Annotated in this window: 15 protein-coding genes, 17 tRNA genes and 1 rRNA gene; 2 read left to right on the top strand and 31 right to left on the bottom strand. The window is 38.5% G+C overall.

The annotated features are described in order from the left end of the window. Position 1 precedes the first annotated feature (1 nt). The 10 genes from CEF19_RS13015 to CEF19_RS12970 form a co-directional block, all read right to left on the bottom strand. Positions 2–1,363 (bottom strand): hypothetical protein, encoded by a 1,362-nt coding sequence (locus CEF19_RS13015; protein WP_100406437.1) that lies wholly within the window; start codon positions 1,361–1,363, stop codon positions 2–4. Positions 1,364–1,424: 61 nt separating this feature from the next. Then, positions 1,425–2,819 carry a VWA domain-containing protein gene (locus tag CEF19_RS13010; RefSeq protein WP_100406436.1) on the bottom strand — a complete coding sequence of 465 codons (1,395 nt, stop codon included), beginning with the start codon at positions 2,817–2,819 and terminating at the stop codon, positions 1,425–1,427. Between the two features lie 76 nt (positions 2,820–2,895). Continuing rightward, on the bottom strand, positions 2,896–3,096 hold the full coding sequence (locus CEF19_RS13005; RefSeq protein WP_100406435.1) for a hypothetical protein: 201 nt from the start codon (positions 3,094–3,096) through the stop codon (positions 2,896–2,898). Positions 3,097–3,163: 67 nt separating this feature from the next. Beyond that, on the bottom strand, positions 3,164–4,096 hold the full coding sequence (locus tag CEF19_RS13000) for a type II secretion system F family protein (protein ID WP_100406434.1): 933 nt from the start codon (positions 4,094–4,096) through the stop codon (positions 3,164–3,166). A 4-nt stretch (positions 4,097–4,100) separates the two neighbouring features. Beyond that, positions 4,101–5,027 carry a type II secretion system F family protein gene (locus CEF19_RS12995; RefSeq protein ID WP_100406433.1) on the bottom strand — a complete coding sequence of 309 codons (927 nt, stop codon included), beginning with the start codon at positions 5,025–5,027 and terminating at the stop codon, positions 4,101–4,103. Then, complete coding sequence (locus tag CEF19_RS12990) at positions 5,020–6,378, bottom strand: TadA family conjugal transfer-associated ATPase (RefSeq protein WP_100406432.1); 1,359 nt, start codon at positions 6,376–6,378, stop codon at positions 5,020–5,022. The genes CEF19_RS12995 and CEF19_RS12990 overlap by 8 nt, the downstream gene beginning before the upstream one ends. A 115-nt stretch (positions 6,379–6,493) precedes the next feature. Continuing rightward, a complete protein-coding gene (locus tag CEF19_RS12985; protein ID WP_100406431.1) occupies positions 6,494–7,636 on the bottom strand; it encodes a CpaE/TadZ family protein in 1,143 nt (380 codons plus the stop codon). Between the two features lie 6 nt (positions 7,637–7,642). Next, positions 7,643–8,422 (bottom strand): CpaB family protein, encoded by a 780-nt coding sequence (locus CEF19_RS12980; RefSeq protein WP_100406430.1) that lies wholly within the window; start codon positions 8,420–8,422, stop codon positions 7,643–7,645. Between the two features lie 712 nt (positions 8,423–9,134). Then, positions 9,135–9,437, bottom strand: a complete 303-nt coding sequence (locus tag CEF19_RS12975; RefSeq protein WP_100406429.1) for a hypothetical protein — start codon at positions 9,435–9,437, stop codon at positions 9,135–9,137. Positions 9,438–9,938: 501 nt separating this feature from the next. After that, positions 9,939–10,517 (bottom strand): class I SAM-dependent methyltransferase, encoded by a 579-nt coding sequence (locus tag CEF19_RS12970; protein WP_100406428.1) that lies wholly within the window; start codon positions 10,515–10,517, stop codon positions 9,939–9,941. A gap of 356 nt (positions 10,518–10,873) precedes the next feature. On the opposite strand from CEF19_RS12970, the gene CEF19_RS12965 reads away from it, so the two are divergent. Then, positions 10,874–11,185 (top strand): hypothetical protein, encoded by a 312-nt coding sequence (locus CEF19_RS12965; RefSeq protein WP_100406427.1) that lies wholly within the window; start codon positions 10,874–10,876, stop codon positions 11,183–11,185. A 62-nt stretch (positions 11,186–11,247) separates the two neighbouring features. Further along, positions 11,248–11,544 carry a hypothetical protein gene (locus CEF19_RS12960; protein WP_100406426.1) on the top strand — a complete coding sequence of 99 codons (297 nt, stop codon included), beginning with the start codon at positions 11,248–11,250 and terminating at the stop codon, positions 11,542–11,544. A 124-nt stretch (positions 11,545–11,668) separates the two neighbouring features. On the opposite strand, the gene CEF19_RS12955 is transcribed toward CEF19_RS12960, so the two are convergent. From CEF19_RS12955 to rrf, 21 genes are all read right to left on the bottom strand, one after another. Next, the gene (locus tag CEF19_RS12955) at positions 11,669–12,550 is read right to left on the bottom strand and encodes an AraC family transcriptional regulator (protein ID WP_100406425.1); all 882 of its coding nucleotides are present in this window, start codon (positions 12,548–12,550) and stop codon (positions 11,669–11,671) included. A 160-nt stretch (positions 12,551–12,710) separates the two neighbouring features. Further along, positions 12,711–14,429 carry an ABC transporter ATP-binding protein gene (locus tag CEF19_RS12950; RefSeq protein ID WP_100406424.1) on the bottom strand — a complete coding sequence of 573 codons (1,719 nt, stop codon included), beginning with the start codon at positions 14,427–14,429 and terminating at the stop codon, positions 12,711–12,713. A gap of 392 nt (positions 14,430–14,821) precedes the next feature. Next, positions 14,822–16,222 carry a protoporphyrinogen oxidase gene (locus CEF19_RS12945; RefSeq protein ID WP_100406423.1) on the bottom strand — a complete coding sequence of 467 codons (1,401 nt, stop codon included), beginning with the start codon at positions 16,220–16,222 and terminating at the stop codon, positions 14,822–14,824. Between the two features lie 237 nt (positions 16,223–16,459). Further along, positions 16,460–16,541, bottom strand: a tRNA-Leu gene (locus CEF19_RS12940). A gap of 6 nt (positions 16,542–16,547) precedes the next feature. Then, a tRNA-Arg gene (locus CEF19_RS12935) sits at positions 16,548–16,624 on the bottom strand. Positions 16,625–16,637: 13 nt separating this feature from the next. Beyond that, positions 16,638–16,726 (bottom strand) — tRNA-Leu (locus CEF19_RS12930). 15 nt (positions 16,727–16,741) lie between these two features. Further along, positions 16,742–16,815 (bottom strand) — tRNA-Cys (locus CEF19_RS12925). 19 nt (positions 16,816–16,834) lie between these two features. Continuing rightward, positions 16,835–16,909: transfer RNA gene (locus tag CEF19_RS12920), tRNA-Gly, on the bottom strand. Positions 16,910–16,917: 8 nt separating this feature from the next. Beyond that, a tRNA-Gln gene (locus CEF19_RS12915) sits at positions 16,918–16,989 on the bottom strand. Positions 16,990–16,999: 10 nt separating this feature from the next. Continuing rightward, positions 17,000–17,075: transfer RNA gene (locus tag CEF19_RS12910), tRNA-His, on the bottom strand. Between the two features lie 11 nt (positions 17,076–17,086). Continuing rightward, positions 17,087–17,160, bottom strand: a tRNA-Trp gene (locus CEF19_RS12905). A gap of 9 nt (positions 17,161–17,169) precedes the next feature. Further along, positions 17,170–17,253, bottom strand: a tRNA-Tyr gene (locus tag CEF19_RS12900). 77 nt (positions 17,254–17,330) lie between these two features. Next, positions 17,331–17,403, bottom strand: a tRNA-Thr gene (locus CEF19_RS12895). 6 nt (positions 17,404–17,409) lie between these two features. Continuing rightward, a tRNA-Phe gene (locus tag CEF19_RS12890) sits at positions 17,410–17,485 on the bottom strand. Between the two features lie 28 nt (positions 17,486–17,513). Further along, positions 17,514–17,590 (bottom strand) — tRNA-Asp (locus CEF19_RS12885). A 7-nt stretch (positions 17,591–17,597) separates the two neighbouring features. Beyond that, a tRNA-Met gene (locus CEF19_RS12880) sits at positions 17,598–17,671 on the bottom strand. A gap of 17 nt (positions 17,672–17,688) precedes the next feature. Then, a tRNA-Val gene (locus CEF19_RS12875) sits at positions 17,689–17,764 on the bottom strand. 19 nt (positions 17,765–17,783) lie between these two features. Beyond that, positions 17,784–17,858: transfer RNA gene (locus CEF19_RS12870), tRNA-Glu, on the bottom strand. Positions 17,859–17,877: 19 nt separating this feature from the next. Further along, a tRNA-Ser gene (locus CEF19_RS12865) sits at positions 17,878–17,971 on the bottom strand. A gap of 4 nt (positions 17,972–17,975) precedes the next feature. Beyond that, positions 17,976–18,050: transfer RNA gene (locus CEF19_RS12860), tRNA-Asn, on the bottom strand. 14 nt (positions 18,051–18,064) lie between these two features. Further along, positions 18,065–18,180, bottom strand: a 5S ribosomal RNA gene (gene rrf, locus CEF19_RS12855). Positions 18,181–18,260 lie beyond the last annotated feature (80 nt).

Raw genomic sequence — 18,260 nt, 5'->3', positions numbered from 1 at the left:
ATTAACCTCCAAAGAACGATGTAACTTTATTAAACATGTTTCCTAAGCCTTTTTTCGCACCATCAAGAGCTTTAGCACCTGAGTTTATTATTTTCTTGCCATCACTAATGATTTTTTCTCTGTTTCTCCACATTTTTACCGCCCCAGCTCCAACGGAAAGAAGAGCTCCTGTTGCTACTAGACCAGCTCCAATTGCCTGACCACCAGGAAATGCTAAAGCGACTACCCCAGCCCCCATTAATGTATCTCCAAGGCTTCCTACGCCACTTAGGGCATCGCCCTTACTAAAATTTTGAACAGTATCAACAGCAGAGAAAACTGTTCCTATTGCAGCCCCAGCTGCCCCTAAACGACTGACTGCTTTAAAGGCTGGGGCTGTTTGTCCCGCAAGTCTAGATACCTCAGTAGCCCCTCTAACTGCTCTTTCAGCACCTAAATAATTCATTAATTCATTTGCTCTTTTTGTACCTTCAACTAGGTTCTTTCCATTTGATATAAGGTTAAATGCACCGGAAACTGCTTCATTGTTTTGCTTTGTTGCCATTTTCATTGATGAGAATAGTAAACTGCGACCAATTTGTCCATTTGTAAAACCATTTTCAGAGTCTACAACACTTATAACTCCACCTAGCATATCTTTCCCTAGAAACTTTTGCCACTCATAGACGGTACTCGGTTTGCCTAATTCATAATAACCGACATCGGAAAACGGTGCCGTAAATTCATTTGAATTAAACGCATTTCCTGAAAAACTTGAACCCGAACCCGAGCTAATTTCCCATGGGTTTCCTGGACCAAAACTTCCCGACCAGGGGTTTCCACTTACTCCAGCTGGATACTGCCAAGGGTAACCAGTTCCATAGTTACCATCCCACGGATTTCCCGTTCCATAAGTTCCATTCCACTGGTTTCCTTGCCAGTTTGGATTATTCCACCCGTTGCCTGAGAATGAACTGCCTGACCATGATTGTCCGTTGCCTCCAGGAATATTACTCCAAGGATTCCAATTAGGGTTGTTCCACTGGCTTCCTTGCCAAGGATTGTTGTTCCATTGACTTCCCTGCCATGAATCATTTGACCATTGATTAGCTGTCCATTGGCCTCCTTGCCCTCCCTCATTAGACCACGGTTCACTCGTCCAAGAGTCACTCTCCCAAGCTGTTCCTTCCCAACTGTTTCCTTGCCAAGATTGACCTTTCCAAGGTGTCCCTTCCCATGTGTTTCCTTGCCAAGATTGACCTTCCCATGTGTTTCCGGACCAAGGTGATGCAGCAATGACTGTTATTGGTCCAATGATGTTAATTAAAATAAAAAAAGAGGCTAGTAGTAGTGCGATTCTAGAGCGGATTTTTTTTCCTTTCATCCTTTTTCTCCTCTCAATCCTTAAATAGTGTATTGAGTCACAAGGATGCTTCTATTCATAGTTAGTTTCTTTTCTGATCCTCATACATTTTGTCAATCTCTTCTCTTAAACTCTCAAATGTTTCTGTATTACTTTCCGTCATTCGATTAAAGAGAGTATCTCCTATTTCATGAATTGCATCTCTTCTATCTATTAAAATTTCGCCCATTATATTAGACTGTTCGAGACTAATTTTTTTGTCCTTCTTCCATAAGAGATTTACAGAGGTTACTACGTTATTCCACTCTCTATTCGCTGTACTTTTCCATAAAAAACTTTCATCATTTATCTCTTTCTTTTGTTCATATTGTGAGGTGAATATTTCCTGTTTAGAGTCTCCCCACCATTTAAACCACATTTGCGCCATTTCATTTGTTCTATTTAATTCTTCTCTTAGTTGATCTTGGTTTTTTGCTAATGTGTACACGCCATTTGCTGCTGCAGCCATATCCTTTAATTGCTGCTGTTCATCGCTTGGCACATCAAAACCAATGATGTTTACGATTGGCATAATATCGGATTCCCCTAGCTCCTTGGCGACTTGAACTGGATCTCCGTGACACGACTCGATTCCATCACTGACTAGAAAAATGACGTTTGTGTTGTTTTCACCTTTCAACTCCGCAAAATCCTTCTTAGTTTCTTCAAGGGCATGAGCAATCGGTGTCCATCCGTTCGGGAAAAACTCTTCTAATGTTTCTGAGAATGCAGCTTCGTTGTATGGTTGCAAATCATAGACTCTATCCGCTCTCTTACACGAAACTTCCTCGCTTTGGCCAATATGGCCATATACTCTTAAGGCAACTTTTGCTTCTTCAGGCAATTGATTCGCAAACTCTAAAATTGCTTCCTTCGCTAAATCAAGCTTTTGCTGACCACCAATGTCTTCTTTCATGCTTCCACTAGAATCTAAAATAATCTCCACATTAAAGTTCTCTTTTATTTCGTACCGAGGGTCTTCCACTTCTGGGGAACCAAAGGAAAGTTGTTCCCAGCGATTCACTAATACGTTTGGATCTGGATATTCCTCTGCATAAAACTGGAGAATGTTATACAAATATTGTTCTATTTCTTCTTCACTCGCATCTTCCCCAAGTGCAGGTAATGGTGCGAGTGCCTCCTGAAACTGTTCATCTTCCTCATCAAACTCAAGACCAGCAAAGGGACCCGCTGAAAAGTTTAGTACGTCCTCTAAGGTTGTTGGGACGATGTCTCCCTCTATCTCAGCTAAAGCTGTTAAAGTGGGTTCTTCGACAACTTTCTCAACAGACTTCTCTGCTTTTATTTCTTCATCAGGTATTTCCTCTATTTCTTTTACTAGTTCACTATTTTCCTTTGAGCACCCAGTGATAATAGCTATCGCTAAAATGAAAAGGACTAGATTCTTATATTGTAGTCTTCTACCTAAGTTCATCATTAACGTCCTCCTATAGGCATTGAATTATGTACTTTATCGATGAGAGAAGAATAGTAATCTAACTCTCATCGATAACCTATCCGATTTTACTGACAAAGTCTTTCAGCTTATTCAAAATAGCTGTTGCAAAAGTATTATCTCCCGCAAAAACTGTCGAAATCGTCCCTACTAAAATTACAATTACTGCGGCAATCCCAATCCATTCCAATGATTGTGATCCTCTTTCATTTTGTGGATAGCTTACAACCTTTGTGTAAAAACCGATTATTTTTTTCATAGTTATATCCTCCTAATTAATGTTTTTATAGTTAAAAAGAAACGAGTAGTCTCTCTTTACTTTTTATTTACAGCAAATCTAAAATACTATTATCACCAAAGAACATATTCAAAATCATCAATCCGGCAATCATCATAATGACAGTTGGTGCGACGATGAATGTGGTGATTAGTGTGATTTTTGGTGCTGCTTTTGCTGCTTTTTCTTTTGCTTGCTCCTTGCGAAGTGCCCGTAAATCCTCTGCCTGTAATTTAAACGTTGTCGCAATGGGAACCCCTAAATTCATTCCTTGAATTAACGCCTTAATAAGCATCTGAAACTCTTCATTATCATTGCGTTTAAGCAAGTCGCGATAGGCTTGCTCTCGGGGAACGCCTAATTCGATTTCTTGATTAAAACGTGAAAACTCCTCACGCAATGGTCCATCAAAATACTTAATAACTTCACGTAATGTTTGGTCTAAACCACCACCTGTTTGAACCGTGACGCTCACGGTATCTAAGAAATCGGGCAGATCATAACGTAGCTGCTCTTGCCGAGACTTCGCTGCACTTTTCAACCAAAGGATTGTTCCTATATAACCAAAAATCGGTAGAAAGATGACTAAGTACTGAGAGAAGGGAAATCCAATCATGAAAAGAATGACTCCAGTGAACAGTCCTGCAAAGGTAAAGAACATTTTCAGACCCTGAAACTTCTCAATCGTTGTATGTTTTGACCAACCTGCTTTTTGGATCAGATTTTCAATTTCATGAGGTTCACTGAAAAAATTAATTCGCTGTCCTAGTCCTGTGAAATCGTCAGCATAGCTGCTAATTCGTTCAAACATTTTCTCTGACAGTTTTTTTCTTTGCTTCGTAACCGTAAATGCTTCTCCGGTTAGTTCTTGGACATGTGTGACTACTTTTTTTCTCTCCATCCAATAACTATACAAATCCTTTAGGCCTAGTCCTAAAAGGAACAATGCTAGAAATACGCTGATAATTGCTAATGCATCCATATCGCTACACCCTTATGTTCGTTACTTTTTTAATTAAAAAATAAGTGATGATTGTACTCGTAGCGAAAATCGCCAAAAGAAAGGCACCTACTAGACTGAACAGTGGATCAATGAATCCTTCCATAATTGAATTCATAATGAAGATTAGAAGAATCGGCATTAGTGGAAGAATCCATGCGATATAACGTTGCTCTGCGGTCATCGTCTGAATTGTTTGCTGAAGAATTTTTCTTTCTTCAAGCGTAATCGACATCTCTTCTAGAACTTCAGATAAATTCCCACCAGCACGCTTTTGAATTTGCAGTGTAGCAATAAACAATTTGAAATCTCTTGAATCCACTCGTTCTTGGAGCTGTATCATCGCACGTTCAAAACTTACACCTAATCTCATTTCTTGAGAAAGTCTTTTAAATTCTTCACTCGCAGGATATGCCATTTCTTTCGCAACTAAATCAATTCCCTGTTGAATGGTCATACCCGAACGTGTCGCATTCGCTAGCATTCTACAAATCTCAGAAAGTTGTCTGTTCAACTGCTCTTGATATTTATTACTACGAACGATAAACAAAAGAATCTGAATCCCTTGCACTGCTAAAAGCGAGAGGGAAAATGAAACCATGATCCCCATATTTAACACGTTGCTGATAATAAGTGTAAGGGCCATTGCTCCAACAAAAAGAAGTCCATAAAATTCTGAAGGGGTAAGGCCAATGTTTGACTTTTTTAGCTTACTCTCCATTTTTGCAGCAAATGGTGTTTGGTCAAAGCGATCTCCTAAAACAACGATAAAGCTTTTTCGCTTCTGGCCGTATGTATACCAGCTCTCAACCTTGCGTCTCCATACCTTTTTGGTGGCGCGGTATTCTAAAAAGTAATAAATTCCGATAAAGCCAGTAAAGATTGCAACCGTCATGAGTATGGCTTCACTCATTTGCCTCACTCCTCGGTTCAAAAATAGCTTCATTCATTTCAATACCAAATGCCCTTAAACGTGGAAGGCAATTTGGTTTAAACCCCGTCGCTGTGTGATAGCCTAAAACTGCACCGTTCTCTCCGACGCCTGTTCGCCTGTAAGTAAAGATTTCATTGACCTCTACTTGACCATTTTCAGCTGTTTTAATCTCACTTATTGATAAAATTTTTCGCTTACCATCTGACAACCGGTCTCCTTGGACAATAAAATCAACGGCCCCGACGATGTATTCACGAATCACAGAGGATGGTAAGTCCATTCCTGCCATTATCACCATTCCTTCGACCCTTCCAAGTGCATCTCTCGGTGAATTCGCATGCACTGTCGTCATTGAACCTTCATGACCAGTATTCATCGCCTGGAGCATATCAAAGGCTTCAGAACCACGCACTTCTCCGACGATAATTCGATCTGGACGCATTCGTAATGCATTTTTCACAAGCTGCCGGATTGAGATTTCCCCACGGCCCTCGACATTTGGCGGTCGTGCTTCCATCCCAACTACATTCGGCCGGTCAAGCTTCAATTCGGCAGAATCCTCGATCGTAATAACCCTCTCATCTCCAGGAATAGCTGCAGCTAACGCATTTAGTAATGTCGTCTTCCCACTCCCCGTACCCCCTGATATCAAGACATTTGTCTTTGCTTGGATGATGGATTTTAAAAAGATTGCCATGTCAGAAGTCATTGATTCAAATTCAATCAATTCATCAATCTTGAAAGGGTCCTTTCGAAATTTCCGAATCGAAATTAGCGTACCGTTTAAACTTATTGGCGGAATGACCGCATTAACCCGACTTCCATCCGCTAACCGGGCATCAACCATTGGCGAACTTTCATCAATACGTCTGCCAAGCGGAGCAACCACTCGGTCAATAATATGACGGAGATGCTCTTCATTTCGAAATTTCATATCAATTTGTTGAAGCTGACCTTGTTTTTCAATATGTACTTGATTAGGTCCATTTATTAATATTTCCGTTATATTTTCATCATATAGAAGGGATTCAAGTGGCCCATAACCTACCGATTCATCAATCAGCTTTGTTAGAAGCTGTTCTTTTTTATGACGAGTAAGAATAACCTTCTCTTCACTCATAAACTTGGAAATAAAACGTTCGATTGATAACCGCATCTCTCGTTGGTTTAAACTTGTTAATTGCTCTAAATTAGCTTCCGTTAACAAACGATTTTTATAGTGGTCAACCAGTTGATTGAGATATGGGTCTTCCTGTTGATAAGAAACCTCTTCCTGACGTATAGCGCTTCCTTCTTCTAGTTGTTCTTGTTTGCGTTTAAAAAGAGACATCTTTTTCACCTCATTAGTTTTAATCACGACTTATAAAGGAGGACAGCAAAAAATGTCGAGTGCCGAAGTTTACGAATCTTCACCCGAGGTTAATGACTTGCCTTTAAACACTTGTTTACTTTAAGAAAGCACGAATCCATTTACGAAGGTCCTTTGCTGGTAAAGGGAGCTTTTTATCATCTACTGACTTATGCATAGGTTCACCTACATTCACCGCAGACTGAACACCTTTAATATCCTTCCTAACTTCTAAAGCAACTGGGAAATTCACTAAACTCTTTAAATCAACTGGTTTAATTTCATTGTCTTTGTTTACCTTATTAACAATAAACTCAAGTCTGTCTTCTGTTTGAACAGTCAAACGTTGGAACAACTCTTCAATTCGTTGAAATAGTTTAAAGGATGGTGTATCAAGAGTTAGGACATAATAGATTTTGTCTGACTCTTCTATTGCTGTATATGTATTAACATTCATTGAATGAGGTAAATCAATAATGACGAAATCGTAAAAGCGGCGGCATGTTCGGATAAGCTTAGAAATAAACACTTCATTCATTTCTTCTGCTGCCTCTGCGTCACACGGACTTAGCAACAATTCCAGCCTAGAATGTTTTTCAAATTCAAGGGCATTCCGAATATGCATTTCATTTAACTCATTCATAACAGGAATAAGATCGGCAAGTGAACGGTGACTCTCAATCCCCAAAAATGTTTCCGCTCCACCATATTGCAAATTCAAATCAATAAATAGAACATTCGCCGTTGATTCAAGCTTTAATGTTTGAGCAAAGGATAGAGACATAAGTGTTGTTCCGCTACCACCTTTTCCACTAAAAAAGGAATAGACCTTTCCTTTTCCTCGACGAAAAGCCTTCACTCCACCATCATCACTTTGACTGACAGCCGTTTCAGCTATTGAACTGAATTTCTGTGCGAAAATATCGAGTTCCTCAGGTAAAACAAAGTAATCATTTGCTCCTGCTCGAATCACATCTCTTAAAGCCACAAAATCCTGGTTGTGACTGAAATAAATCAAATACGTTGCCTCGTACTCTGCTTGAATCGTTTGGATGATTTCTATCCCTTTTGCATCGTCCTCTTCAATAACGAAGACTAAATCTGGAGAAATCCGGTCAATTTCAGGCCCTACATCTTTCTTCGATACAACCGTTACCTTATGTTCTTCTGGTAACTTTGAACGAATGAGGGAACTGAACTCTTCCTCCTCACACACGATTAGTATATTTAGTACGCTCATCCTACCTTACTCCTGTCTTTTGTTATCATCGTTTTTTTCTTCAGACTCTTCCTTTATAGGCGCTGGCTCATCCTTCTTTGGCTTTTCTTCTTTAGGCGTTTCCTCGGACTTTTCTTTCTCCACGCTTTCCTTTGATTCAGTCACCGGCTCATCTTCAACCGATTCTTCATTATTTTCTCGACCAATATTAGATTTTAAAAGTCTCATCTGATCAGCATAGTTTTGACGATGAATAAAAGGCTGTGCCTGTTCTACCGACATTTCGAGTTGAACTCCTTGAAATTCTCCTCCAGAACTTGCTACTCTTGCGACAAGAACATCCCTCATAAATAGAGTAGTGTTTGGTTTTCCATCAAAATTTTCAGATACGATAATATCTACCCTATCCATTGCTTCTAATTGTTGATCAAACACAACACTCGTTCCTGCCATAACAGTAATCAATCGATTTTCTTCATTCTGCAATTGCGCATAGTCCTTCAGCATATTTTTTGTAATTAAATCCCCTTCTGATAGAGGAACAATCGACACTTTATTCTGAAGGTCTTGGTAATCAACAATATGAGACTCTGTTACGAATCGATTCGGGATGCTCATCACCATCACGTCCTCAGGAGAAATAAGAGCTCTTGAGTAAACTTCTTTGTTTGCAACAAAAACCTCTGTCATTCCTCCGAGCTCTGAATTAATTGCACTGACTTTCTGTAAAAAAACAAAACCAGCGACAACGGCTAATAAGAAAGCGAGCACTAAAAATATAATTGCTCTCCGTTTTGACTCCAGCATACGACGCCCTCTCTTTCTCTAAAGCTGAGACATTATTATGATGTAAAATAATTACATAGGTTTCACAAGTATTTTATATAACTGAGAGCACCTGTCAAATCTTACTAAATTATCAATGTCCTTTACTTACTTTTCTTTATTGAAAAAGGTCTAGTGACTAGTGTATAAAGTCACAATTACATTGAAATAACAAAAAAATAAAAGCAGTCCGACTCTCCAAACCGCTAGTTAGAAACTATTTAATTTGTAAGCTCAGCTTCACTCTTTTTATTTTAAGTTACCAATTGCCAGCTCTTTCAAGACACTTTTTATTTATAAACAACTATAAACAGTAGGCCTTTTCTCCCGTTTTTAAATTAGGACATATCCTTTAAATAAGCATGTAAACTAAGCGACAAAAAACGACAATCTTCATCGCGATTTGTTCAATCCTTGGTTACACAACGGATTATTCTAAATTATTCGACCTGCTTCGTGAAAGGGCTTACTATTTAAATTAGGTCGAAAGCCTGTCCATAACTGATTAACTATTACCGCAAATAAAAATAGCTTAATTAGTAAGAGAAATTACTAACTAAGCTATCGATATTAATTTAAGGTGTCTTAACTAATTTAAGGATTTCTAGTAACTTATCATACGAATAGGTTTTTCATTGTCTTGAGGAACTAAAGGCGTTTTTAAGTTTTTAAACGAACCACTTCTGAATACACATTAACAAAAAAAGTAGATAGCTGTGCTTCTGCTCTTGATATAATCATTTATCTTAATTAACTTCTTGCTGCTACCTAAGCTTTTCAAATGAGGGTAAGGTAGAATTAATTCAGGTTTGCCGTCTAGTTCATATTCACCATACTTACTCATACGGAAGGCTTGGAATAATTGCCCAGCTAGAACCTTCAATTGCTTCCACCAAAGTACTGCCTCTTCCTTGCTGACAGAAATCGATGGAACCATTCTTGGCTTAGTAATTTGCTGGAAAACGTTCCAATATATCAATTGCTGGTAATGTAACACCCTTCTAACACTTGAAAGCTTGAACCACTATAAATCAGCTGAAAGAATGGGTTTTCTTCCACTTTTAAATGAGCAATAAAGACCTTACCATGCTTTTGGCACCACACACCAACAGCCTAATAAAAGCCCTCGATAATCGCATCGGTTAGCATCTCCAAAAAACCTGTACGAATAAACCTCTCAGGAAAACTCGCTTGCCAAGGAATTGCTCTGCTCCTGATTGAAATGTCACACGCCATCTAAAAAGGTTACTTCATCACTGGAAAATCCTTTTTTTACAGTCAAATTCTTCCGGCTCAAAACCTTTTCGATACGCTTCAAGTGTTAACTCAATAAACAGTGACGTTGCTCTTGCATCTAAAGAATAGACGTTGTTTTTTGACCTGAGAAAAATAGAATAAGTATTATTTGAATCATTAAATGACTATAGCTTTTCTGACTTATTGAGCCAAAGAGGCATATTAATGTTAGTAAGACTTTCAGGAGGTATGAATAAAGAAATTATAATGAGGCAGTAAAATACAGCTCATTATAAAGAAAGCATTTTTTAAACCTTTTTAACACATTGCAACGGAAATTTTCTTTAATAAAGTAATTTAAATAATCCTCTTCTCTTTGAATATAGTCCCCTTTATCATAATAATTCATAAACCAATTACCAATCGGGGATTTATCAAAAAAGCAAGGTTCAATTAAGACGATTCTTCCATCTGGTTTTAACATTCTTTTAAATTCCTTAACATAGCAGTGGATGGTTTCTGGAGGAATGTGATGTAGCACAGCAATGATTAAAATGAAATCAAAGCTATTATCGTCTACTGGAAGTTCGTTCCCCGTAAAAACTTCAAACTGATAATGGGGATACATACCTTTTGCAAAATTAATTCTGTGAGAATCGGGGTCAAGCCCTAAATAGTAAGAAGGCGAACATAACGTGCAATTAGCACCGGTACCGGCTCCAAAATCGAGAATTTTTTTATTTGTGAAATTAAAGTGCTGTCGAATATGATTATGAATATATTTTTCAGTTGTCCATTTTGGTCTAATAAATGAGTGGTATATTTTAGGCGATAATTGCAAATAGAAGCACCTGCTCTTTCAAAATTTTATTAATTAGGATAGTGTAACGACTATTGTTTAATAATACGTTTTATTATGTTTCAAATAATTAATCTAATACGTTGCAATCATAAAACTGTAACGAGTTCATTTCTTGTGCAGAATGTTTCTATTTTAAATGAAGTTCGGTCACATAGTCCCAACATAGAAGGGAGATAAATCTAAGAATATGTTTCCTTTATCACAATATATAAAAAAATACTAATGGTTTTCTAACCATCTTCTAATAAATACGCTAGTATCTTCATACAGTTGTCCAATCATAAATTGTTAATTTGAATATATTATATTAAGTCTATTTCGAAAGGAGGGAGACAATGAGTGGAGTATGGAGAAACCCAGACGTATTCGGTAATAGAAGCGGTTCAAGGAATAATGCTGACAGTAATGTACGCAGTAACGTTGATGTAGATACGGAACTAGACTCTAGACTTGATAATGATCTTGATAATGAAAATGATATTAGTTTAAAAGACAAAAACACAAGTATCGCCCGAGCTAAAGTTTTTAATAGTGGAAACTCTAGGTTGGATGTAGATATAACTGTTGATAGTGACTCACGAGCCAGAGTACGTGCAAGATCAGATGCTGATTCAGACCAAGAACAAGATCAAGAACTAGACATTTAAGAAACATCTAATAAGGGATACTAGCTTTCTAGTATCCCTTTCCAATATTAGGAGGATAAAATATGCAGGGACCTGAAGAAAACAAAATTAATACAATGGTGGGGCATAGTGGAAACTCAGAAGTTGACCTTACAGTAAAAGTAGACATTGATACAAAAGCAATTGCTTATGGCATAATATGTAGTTTATATGCACGGGGTGATTTAAATGAAGAAGAACTAGAAAAGGCTATTCAAAAGCTTGATTCTTTAATAGATAGAGATAAGGAAAAACGGAACTCAACTAATAACAATATCGCTGTAAGTAAGCCTAAGCTATTCGATTATCCCCAACTAAATTCAAGAAGAAAATGGTTTTAACTTTTTTCTTCTTTACATAAAAATTTGTCAGTTGCAGAGGGTATTTAGTTATAGGATGATAATAAGTACAACTTTCTGTCTAATGACTTGAGACCTGATAAAGCTTCGTATTAAACCCACTTCTTTAATATGCTGGCTTTCGCTTCTCAACATTCACTTCTTTTCGGAAATCATTTGGTGTCTTTCCTGTATACTTTTTGAACACTGTACTGAAATATTGCCGACTGTTTATCCCTACATAATCAGATATTTCAATAATTGGAATATCTGTATTCATTAAAAGCATCTTTGCCCTGGACATCCTTAGCTCAGTTAAGTATTCCATAATTGTCTGCCCTACATTTGCTTTGAAAATACGATGTAAATAGCCCGAGTGTAAATTAACCGCAGCCGCGATATCCTTAACTTGAATCTCACAATCGTAATTTTGATGAATGTAATCAATTGTTTTTTTGACATATAAATCAGATGGCTGTTGAATCATCTTTTCTTTTTCATCTACCAAACGTGCAATACGAATTAATAATTCAGCAAGCAATAGTTGGATCATCATCTGTTGATTTGATTGTCTGCGGTCGAGTTCAAGAACTAAACTTTTCAACGTGACGAAAATATCATTTGTATCCTTTGTTACGAAGTAAGTTAATTGAGGACCAAATAATGTAGCAATCTCACCAGCCTCTTTCGCTAATTCACGTATAGAGGGAAATGCAGATTCCCTATTGGTAAAAATAAATTCTACATTTAACATTCGGCATGGGGAGTTTTTTTCAACATGTAGCCGGTGAGGAATGGTCGCATCTAAGATAACAAGGTCGCCTTTTTTCATTTCAAATGATTCCTCGTTAATCGTCACTTTACTTGTCCCACAAATGACATACATGATTTCAATTCCATCATGAGTATGGTTATCCATCTGAAAGTCCAGCCATTGCTTAAAATAATACGCCATAACAGTTGGATGAAGGTCCCTATCAAGTAATTCACCTTGAACTACATTACTCATAATTTATCATTCCTCTCATCCTCTTAATCTGGTATATATAGCGCTTACAATAATAATCTCTTCTTTACATACCTATCATAAACCTTCAAAATTATGAATTTAACTTAAAAAGAAGTTGCCTCTATTTAAAAACAAACAGAAACAACTTCGAATTGATTCCTCACTTTATCGCAAACTGGGCACGGTATAATTTACGATATGCACCATCCCTTGCGAGCAGCTCTTCATGACTACCTTGCTCGCTAATACCTTCCTTTGTAACAACAACAATTTTATCTGCATCCTTAATCGTTGCAAGACGATGTGCAATAACAAGAGTTGTCCGTCCTTCAGATAATTCTCGAAGTGATTGCTGAATAGCTAGCTCCGTTTCAGTATCAAGGGCAGATGTCGCTTCATCCAAAATGAGAATCGGAGGGTTTTTAAGAAACATCCTGGCAATCGCCAGCCGCTGTTTCTGCCCACCAGAAAGCTTTACTCCTCGCTCGCCAATTACGGTATCAAGACCCTCTGGTTGTGACAATATTAATTCCTCAAGCTGTGCTTGCTTCGCTGCTTCCCAAATTTCACCCTCACTGGCCCCTAGTTTTCCGTATGCGATATTCTCTCGCAAAGTCCCTGAAAAGAGAAAGACATCTTGCTGTACAATGCCAATTTGTTTGCGCAGAGACGACATCTTAAGTTTACGAATATCCATTCCATCCACGCTAATACTACCACCAGTTACCTCGTAAAACCTTGGTAACAGACTGCATAACGTTGTTTTACCAGCACCGGATGGACCTACAAAAGCAATGGTCTCTCCTGCATTAATGCTAAGGTGAATATTATCTAATATGGAGCTCTCATTTTCATAGCCAAACGAAACCTTATCATAGTGAATATCCCCCTTTAGGTGTTCAACTTCAACAGCATCAGGTGCATCGGCAACATCGGGTTCAATGTCAATTAATTCTGTATAGCGCTTAAAACCAGCAATCCCCTTCGGATAGCTTTCAATAACAGCGTTAATTTTTTCAATAGGGCGAAATAAAACTGTTGTTAATAGGACAAATCCGATAAATTCACCGTAGGATAATTCACCTTGAATGACAAAATACGTGCCACACACGAGTACAAACAGAGAAACAAGTCTCATCAGCATATAGCTAAATGATGAACTTTGCGCCATGATTTTATAAGAAAATAATTTCGTTAAACGGAAACGTTGGTTATTCACTGCAAATTGAGCTTTTTCATATTCTTCATTTCCAAATGCTTGGACCACTCGAATGCCCCCAACATTATTTTCAACCCTTGCATTAAAATCAGCAATATCCGTAAATAGTTTCCGGAAAGCGCCCGTCATTTTCTTATTAAAATAAACCGCCAACCAAATCAAAAATGGAATAACGAAAAATGTTAACAAGGCCATCTTCCAGTTAATATAAAGCATCACAAAGAACGCACCAAACAAAGTCATAAATGCTAGAAATACATCTTCTGGACCATGATGGGCAACCTCACCAATTTCCATTAAATCATTTGTTAGCCTCGACATAAGATGCCCCGTTTTATGGTTATCAAAATACCGAAAAGAGAGCTTTTGAACATGGTCAAATAGCTTCTTGCGCATATCTGTTTCAATATTAATACCAAGCATATGTCCCCAATATGTCACCACATACTGTAGACCAGCATTCACCATATACAGAACAAGTAGGCCAATACACGCCCATGTAATAAGCGTCCAATTTTCACTCGGTAAGAGCCGGTCAATAAAAATATTAACCACAAGTGGAAAACCTAGTTCCAAAAGTCCCGCGACAACCGCACAAGAAAAATCCAAATAAAATAACCCTTTATAGGGCTTGTAGTATGAAAAGAAACGCCGAATCATGATTTATTCCTTCTTTCTATCTGTCACAAACAATAATGATAATCATTTTTATTATATACGTAGGGCAAAGTGATTCTCAACTTTTTTTCTTATTAAATGTTATTTATCTAAAGGTATATATTAGATACCTATATTATTCGTTATATAATCTACCGCACTCACTTACAGTGATTTTAAAGCATGTTATTATTTAATTAACCAATAGAAACCAAGTAGGAGGGCATTCACATGACAAATAAAAAGCTGAAAAACCCAGGTATTCTATCAATGATGTTCTTAACATACCATGTGTTATTTAAATAATTAATTAGAAGTGAGCGATACAAATCCAACCCTATAAGAATAAGGCAACCTGCTTCTAAGCAAGTTGCCTTTTTTTATTAATTACTATATTATCTATTTTCGCTTAATAATTTATTTCCAATCTCTTCGGCAGTCTCTTTGCCATTTTTAATACATGCTCCTATTCCAACTCCATGATAAGAAGAACCTGATAAAGTTACATTAGGGAAAAGAGAAGACATTTTTTTACTTAAGGAGCGAATCGCCTTATTATGCTCTAGATGGTAATTTGGCATCAAATTATCCCAATTTGTTACTTGAACAGCACGGGGTTTTCCTTCTATCCCTAAACTTTTTTCAATATCCATTAAAGCAACTTGAATAAATTCGTTCTGGTCCATATCCTTCAATGAAGCAAAGGATGGATTTGAACTTTTATAAAACAGTCTGACTAATAAATTACCCTTATCTGAGGTATGTGCCCATTTTCTGCTCGTCCATGTGCAAGCGTCACAATGAATATGATTATTTTTTGAAACAATGAAACCAGTGCCATCAGCAGGAAGCTGTTCATCTGGAATATCAAATCCAAGATAAATGCTAATCATTGAAGAGTTTGTTAATTTATTAAAGTCTTTATCCAATTCTCTATCTTTTAATAAGCTCTGAGAAATATGATGTGGAGTGGATAAAACCACGTAATCTGCTTGGATTGGGCGATGTTTTGAAAGTAAAATCTCATACTTATCATTACTTTTGCTAATATCTGTAATCGTAACGCCTTTTACTATGGAAGACTCTTTCAGATTTTCTTCGATCTTCGTAATAATTGTTGATAATCCGTTAGTAAACGACAGAAATTTTTTATTGTTTGCAGCTTGAAATTTTTCTATGTTTAAAGATAATCCTTTCATTATGCTACCGTATTTATTTTTATACTCAAGCAAATATGGAAGTGTAGAAGCAAGTGTGAGTTTGTCTAGCCCACCTGAATAGACCCCTGAGATAACAGGTGCTATTTGCTTTTCAACTAATTCTTCACCCAGAAAACATTCCAAAAATTCTCCAATAGAACTTTCCTTGGTAAAATACTTATTTTCTGTTTCAAAATCTTTTAATGCAACACGTTTCCCTTCTTCAGAGATTAACGTACTACTAAACAAAGATTCTTTACTTGTTGGAATTCCAAAAAAGGTATCCTTCGGAATAGGATGCAATTTGTCGTTTGAATAAATATATGAAATACCTGTGGCATTAAAAGTAACCTCATCTTCTAAGCCTAAATCATTCACTAGGGGCATGACACTTTCATTTCGTGCAACGATTGAATCCGCTCCAGTTTCCATGATGAATTCTCCATGCTTAACCGTGTGTATTTTCCCACCTAAGTAATCATTTTTCTCTAAAAGGATTAACTCGATATCTAGATTATGCTCTGCTTTTATCTTTTGTAAATAGTGCATCGTAGTTAATCCTGTAATGCCTCCGCCGATTATTACAATGGTTTTCAATGTTTTCACTCCTAACTAACTGATTCCTCAATTATAACCTAAAAAGGAAAGGACAGTTATCAAGCATAAGCTTTCATGCGGATAGCTGTCCTTTCTGATGTTATAGTGGCCATATTCTTATGGTCATAGTAATTTTTATACCTATTGTTCAAAATTTCTTTAAGCCATATATACGTTTTTAGACAAATAAAAAAATCGCTCAAATTAAGCGATTTGTTGTCATTACTGACTTTCAAATACCGGTGGCCGGGGTCGAACCGGCACTCCAGAAGGAACACGATTTTGAGTCGTGCGCGTCTGCCAATTCCGCCACACCGGCAAAAAATGGCGCGCCCTGAGAGATTCGAACTCCCGACCTTTTGATTCGTAGTCAAACACTCTATCCAGCTGAGCTAAGGGCGCAATATTAAAATAATGGTGCCGAGGGCCGGACTTGAACCGGCACGATAGTCACCTACCGCAGGATTTTAAGTCCTGTGTGTCTGCCAATTCCACCACCCCGGCACGGCAAAAAAATAATGGAGGCGGCACCCGGATTTGAACCGGGGATAAGGGTTTTGCAGACCCGTGCCTTACCACTTGGCTATGCCGCCATTATAACAGACAAAAAAATGGAGCGGAAGACGAGATTCGAACTCGCGACCCCCACCTTGGCAAGGTGGTGTTCTACCACTGAACTACTTCCGCTTATAAAGCTGGGCTAGCTGGATTCGAACCAACGCATGACGGAATCAAAATCCGTTGCCTTACCGCTTGGCGATAGCCCAATAATTAAAATGGGGCGACTGATGGGAATTGAACCCACGAATGCCGGAATCACAATCCGGTGCGTTAACCACTTCGCCACAATCGCCATAATATAATTGGCAGGGGTAGTAGGAATTGAACCCACACCGAAGGTTTTGGAGACCTTTGTTCTACCTTTAAACTATACCCCTAAGTACAAATGGTGGAGGGGGACGGATTCGAACCGCCGAACCCAAAGGAGCGGATTTACAGTCCGCCGCGTTTAGCCACTTCGCTACCCCTCCAAAGGAACAATACTTATAATACACAATATGAAACTTTTAGTCAATAGGTAACTTTTGGTTTCAAGGTATAAGTACGATGCCGGCCAGAGGACTTGAACCCCCAACCTACTGATTACAAGTCAGTTGCTCTACCAATTGAGCTAGACCGGCATAAGATGGTGGCTTGGGACGGAATCGAACCGCCGACACATGGATTTTCAGTCCATTGCTCTACCGACTGAGCTACCAAGCCATAATACTAAAACTATATATTTTAAAAATGGCGGTCCGGACGGGACTCGAACCCGCGACCTCCTGCGTGACAGGCAGGCATTCTAACCAACTGAACTACCGGACCAATTTAATTGCGGGGGAAGGATTTGAACCTACGACCTTCGGGTTATGAGCCCGACGAGCTACCAGACTGCTCCACCCCGCGACGTTATTGAATAGATATGGTGGAGGATGACGGGTTCGAACCGCCGACCCCCTGCTTGTAAGGCAGGTGCTCTCCCAGCTGAGCTAATCCTCCATACTTATTTTTGAAAAAATGGTGACCCGTACGGGAATCGAACCCGTGATACCGCCGTGAAAGGGCGGTGTCTTAACCGCTTGACCAACGGGCCATTTTTTAAAAAAGGACTCTGGCGGAGAGCGAGGGATTCGAACCCTCGAGACGGTTTTACGCCGCCTACACGATTTCCAATCGTGCTCCTTCGGCCAGCTCGGACAGCTCTCCGTATTGGCTCCACAGGTAGGACTCGAACCTACGACCGATCGGTTAACAGCCGATAGCTCTACCACTGAGCTACTGTGGAATAAATAAAATTTCGCCTGGCAACGTCCTACTCTCGCAGGGGGAAGCCCCCAACTACCATTGGCGCTGAAGAGCTTAACGACCGTGTTCGGCATGGGAACGGGTGTGACCTCTTCGCTATCGCCACCAAGCTTACGACCTGATTATACTTCCTTGCTAGCTTGCGACGAGTAGCGCAGCACGCAGGAGCAGACCAAGTAGCTTTGTCTTG

Source organism: Bacillus solitudinis, from assembly GCF_002797395.1.
GTDB lineage: Bacteria > Bacillota > Bacilli > Bacillales > Bacillaceae_D > Halalkalibacter_A > Halalkalibacter_A solitudinis.
Note: the sequence above shows the minus strand (reverse complement) of the source record. Positions and strands in the feature narration are given on the sequence as shown.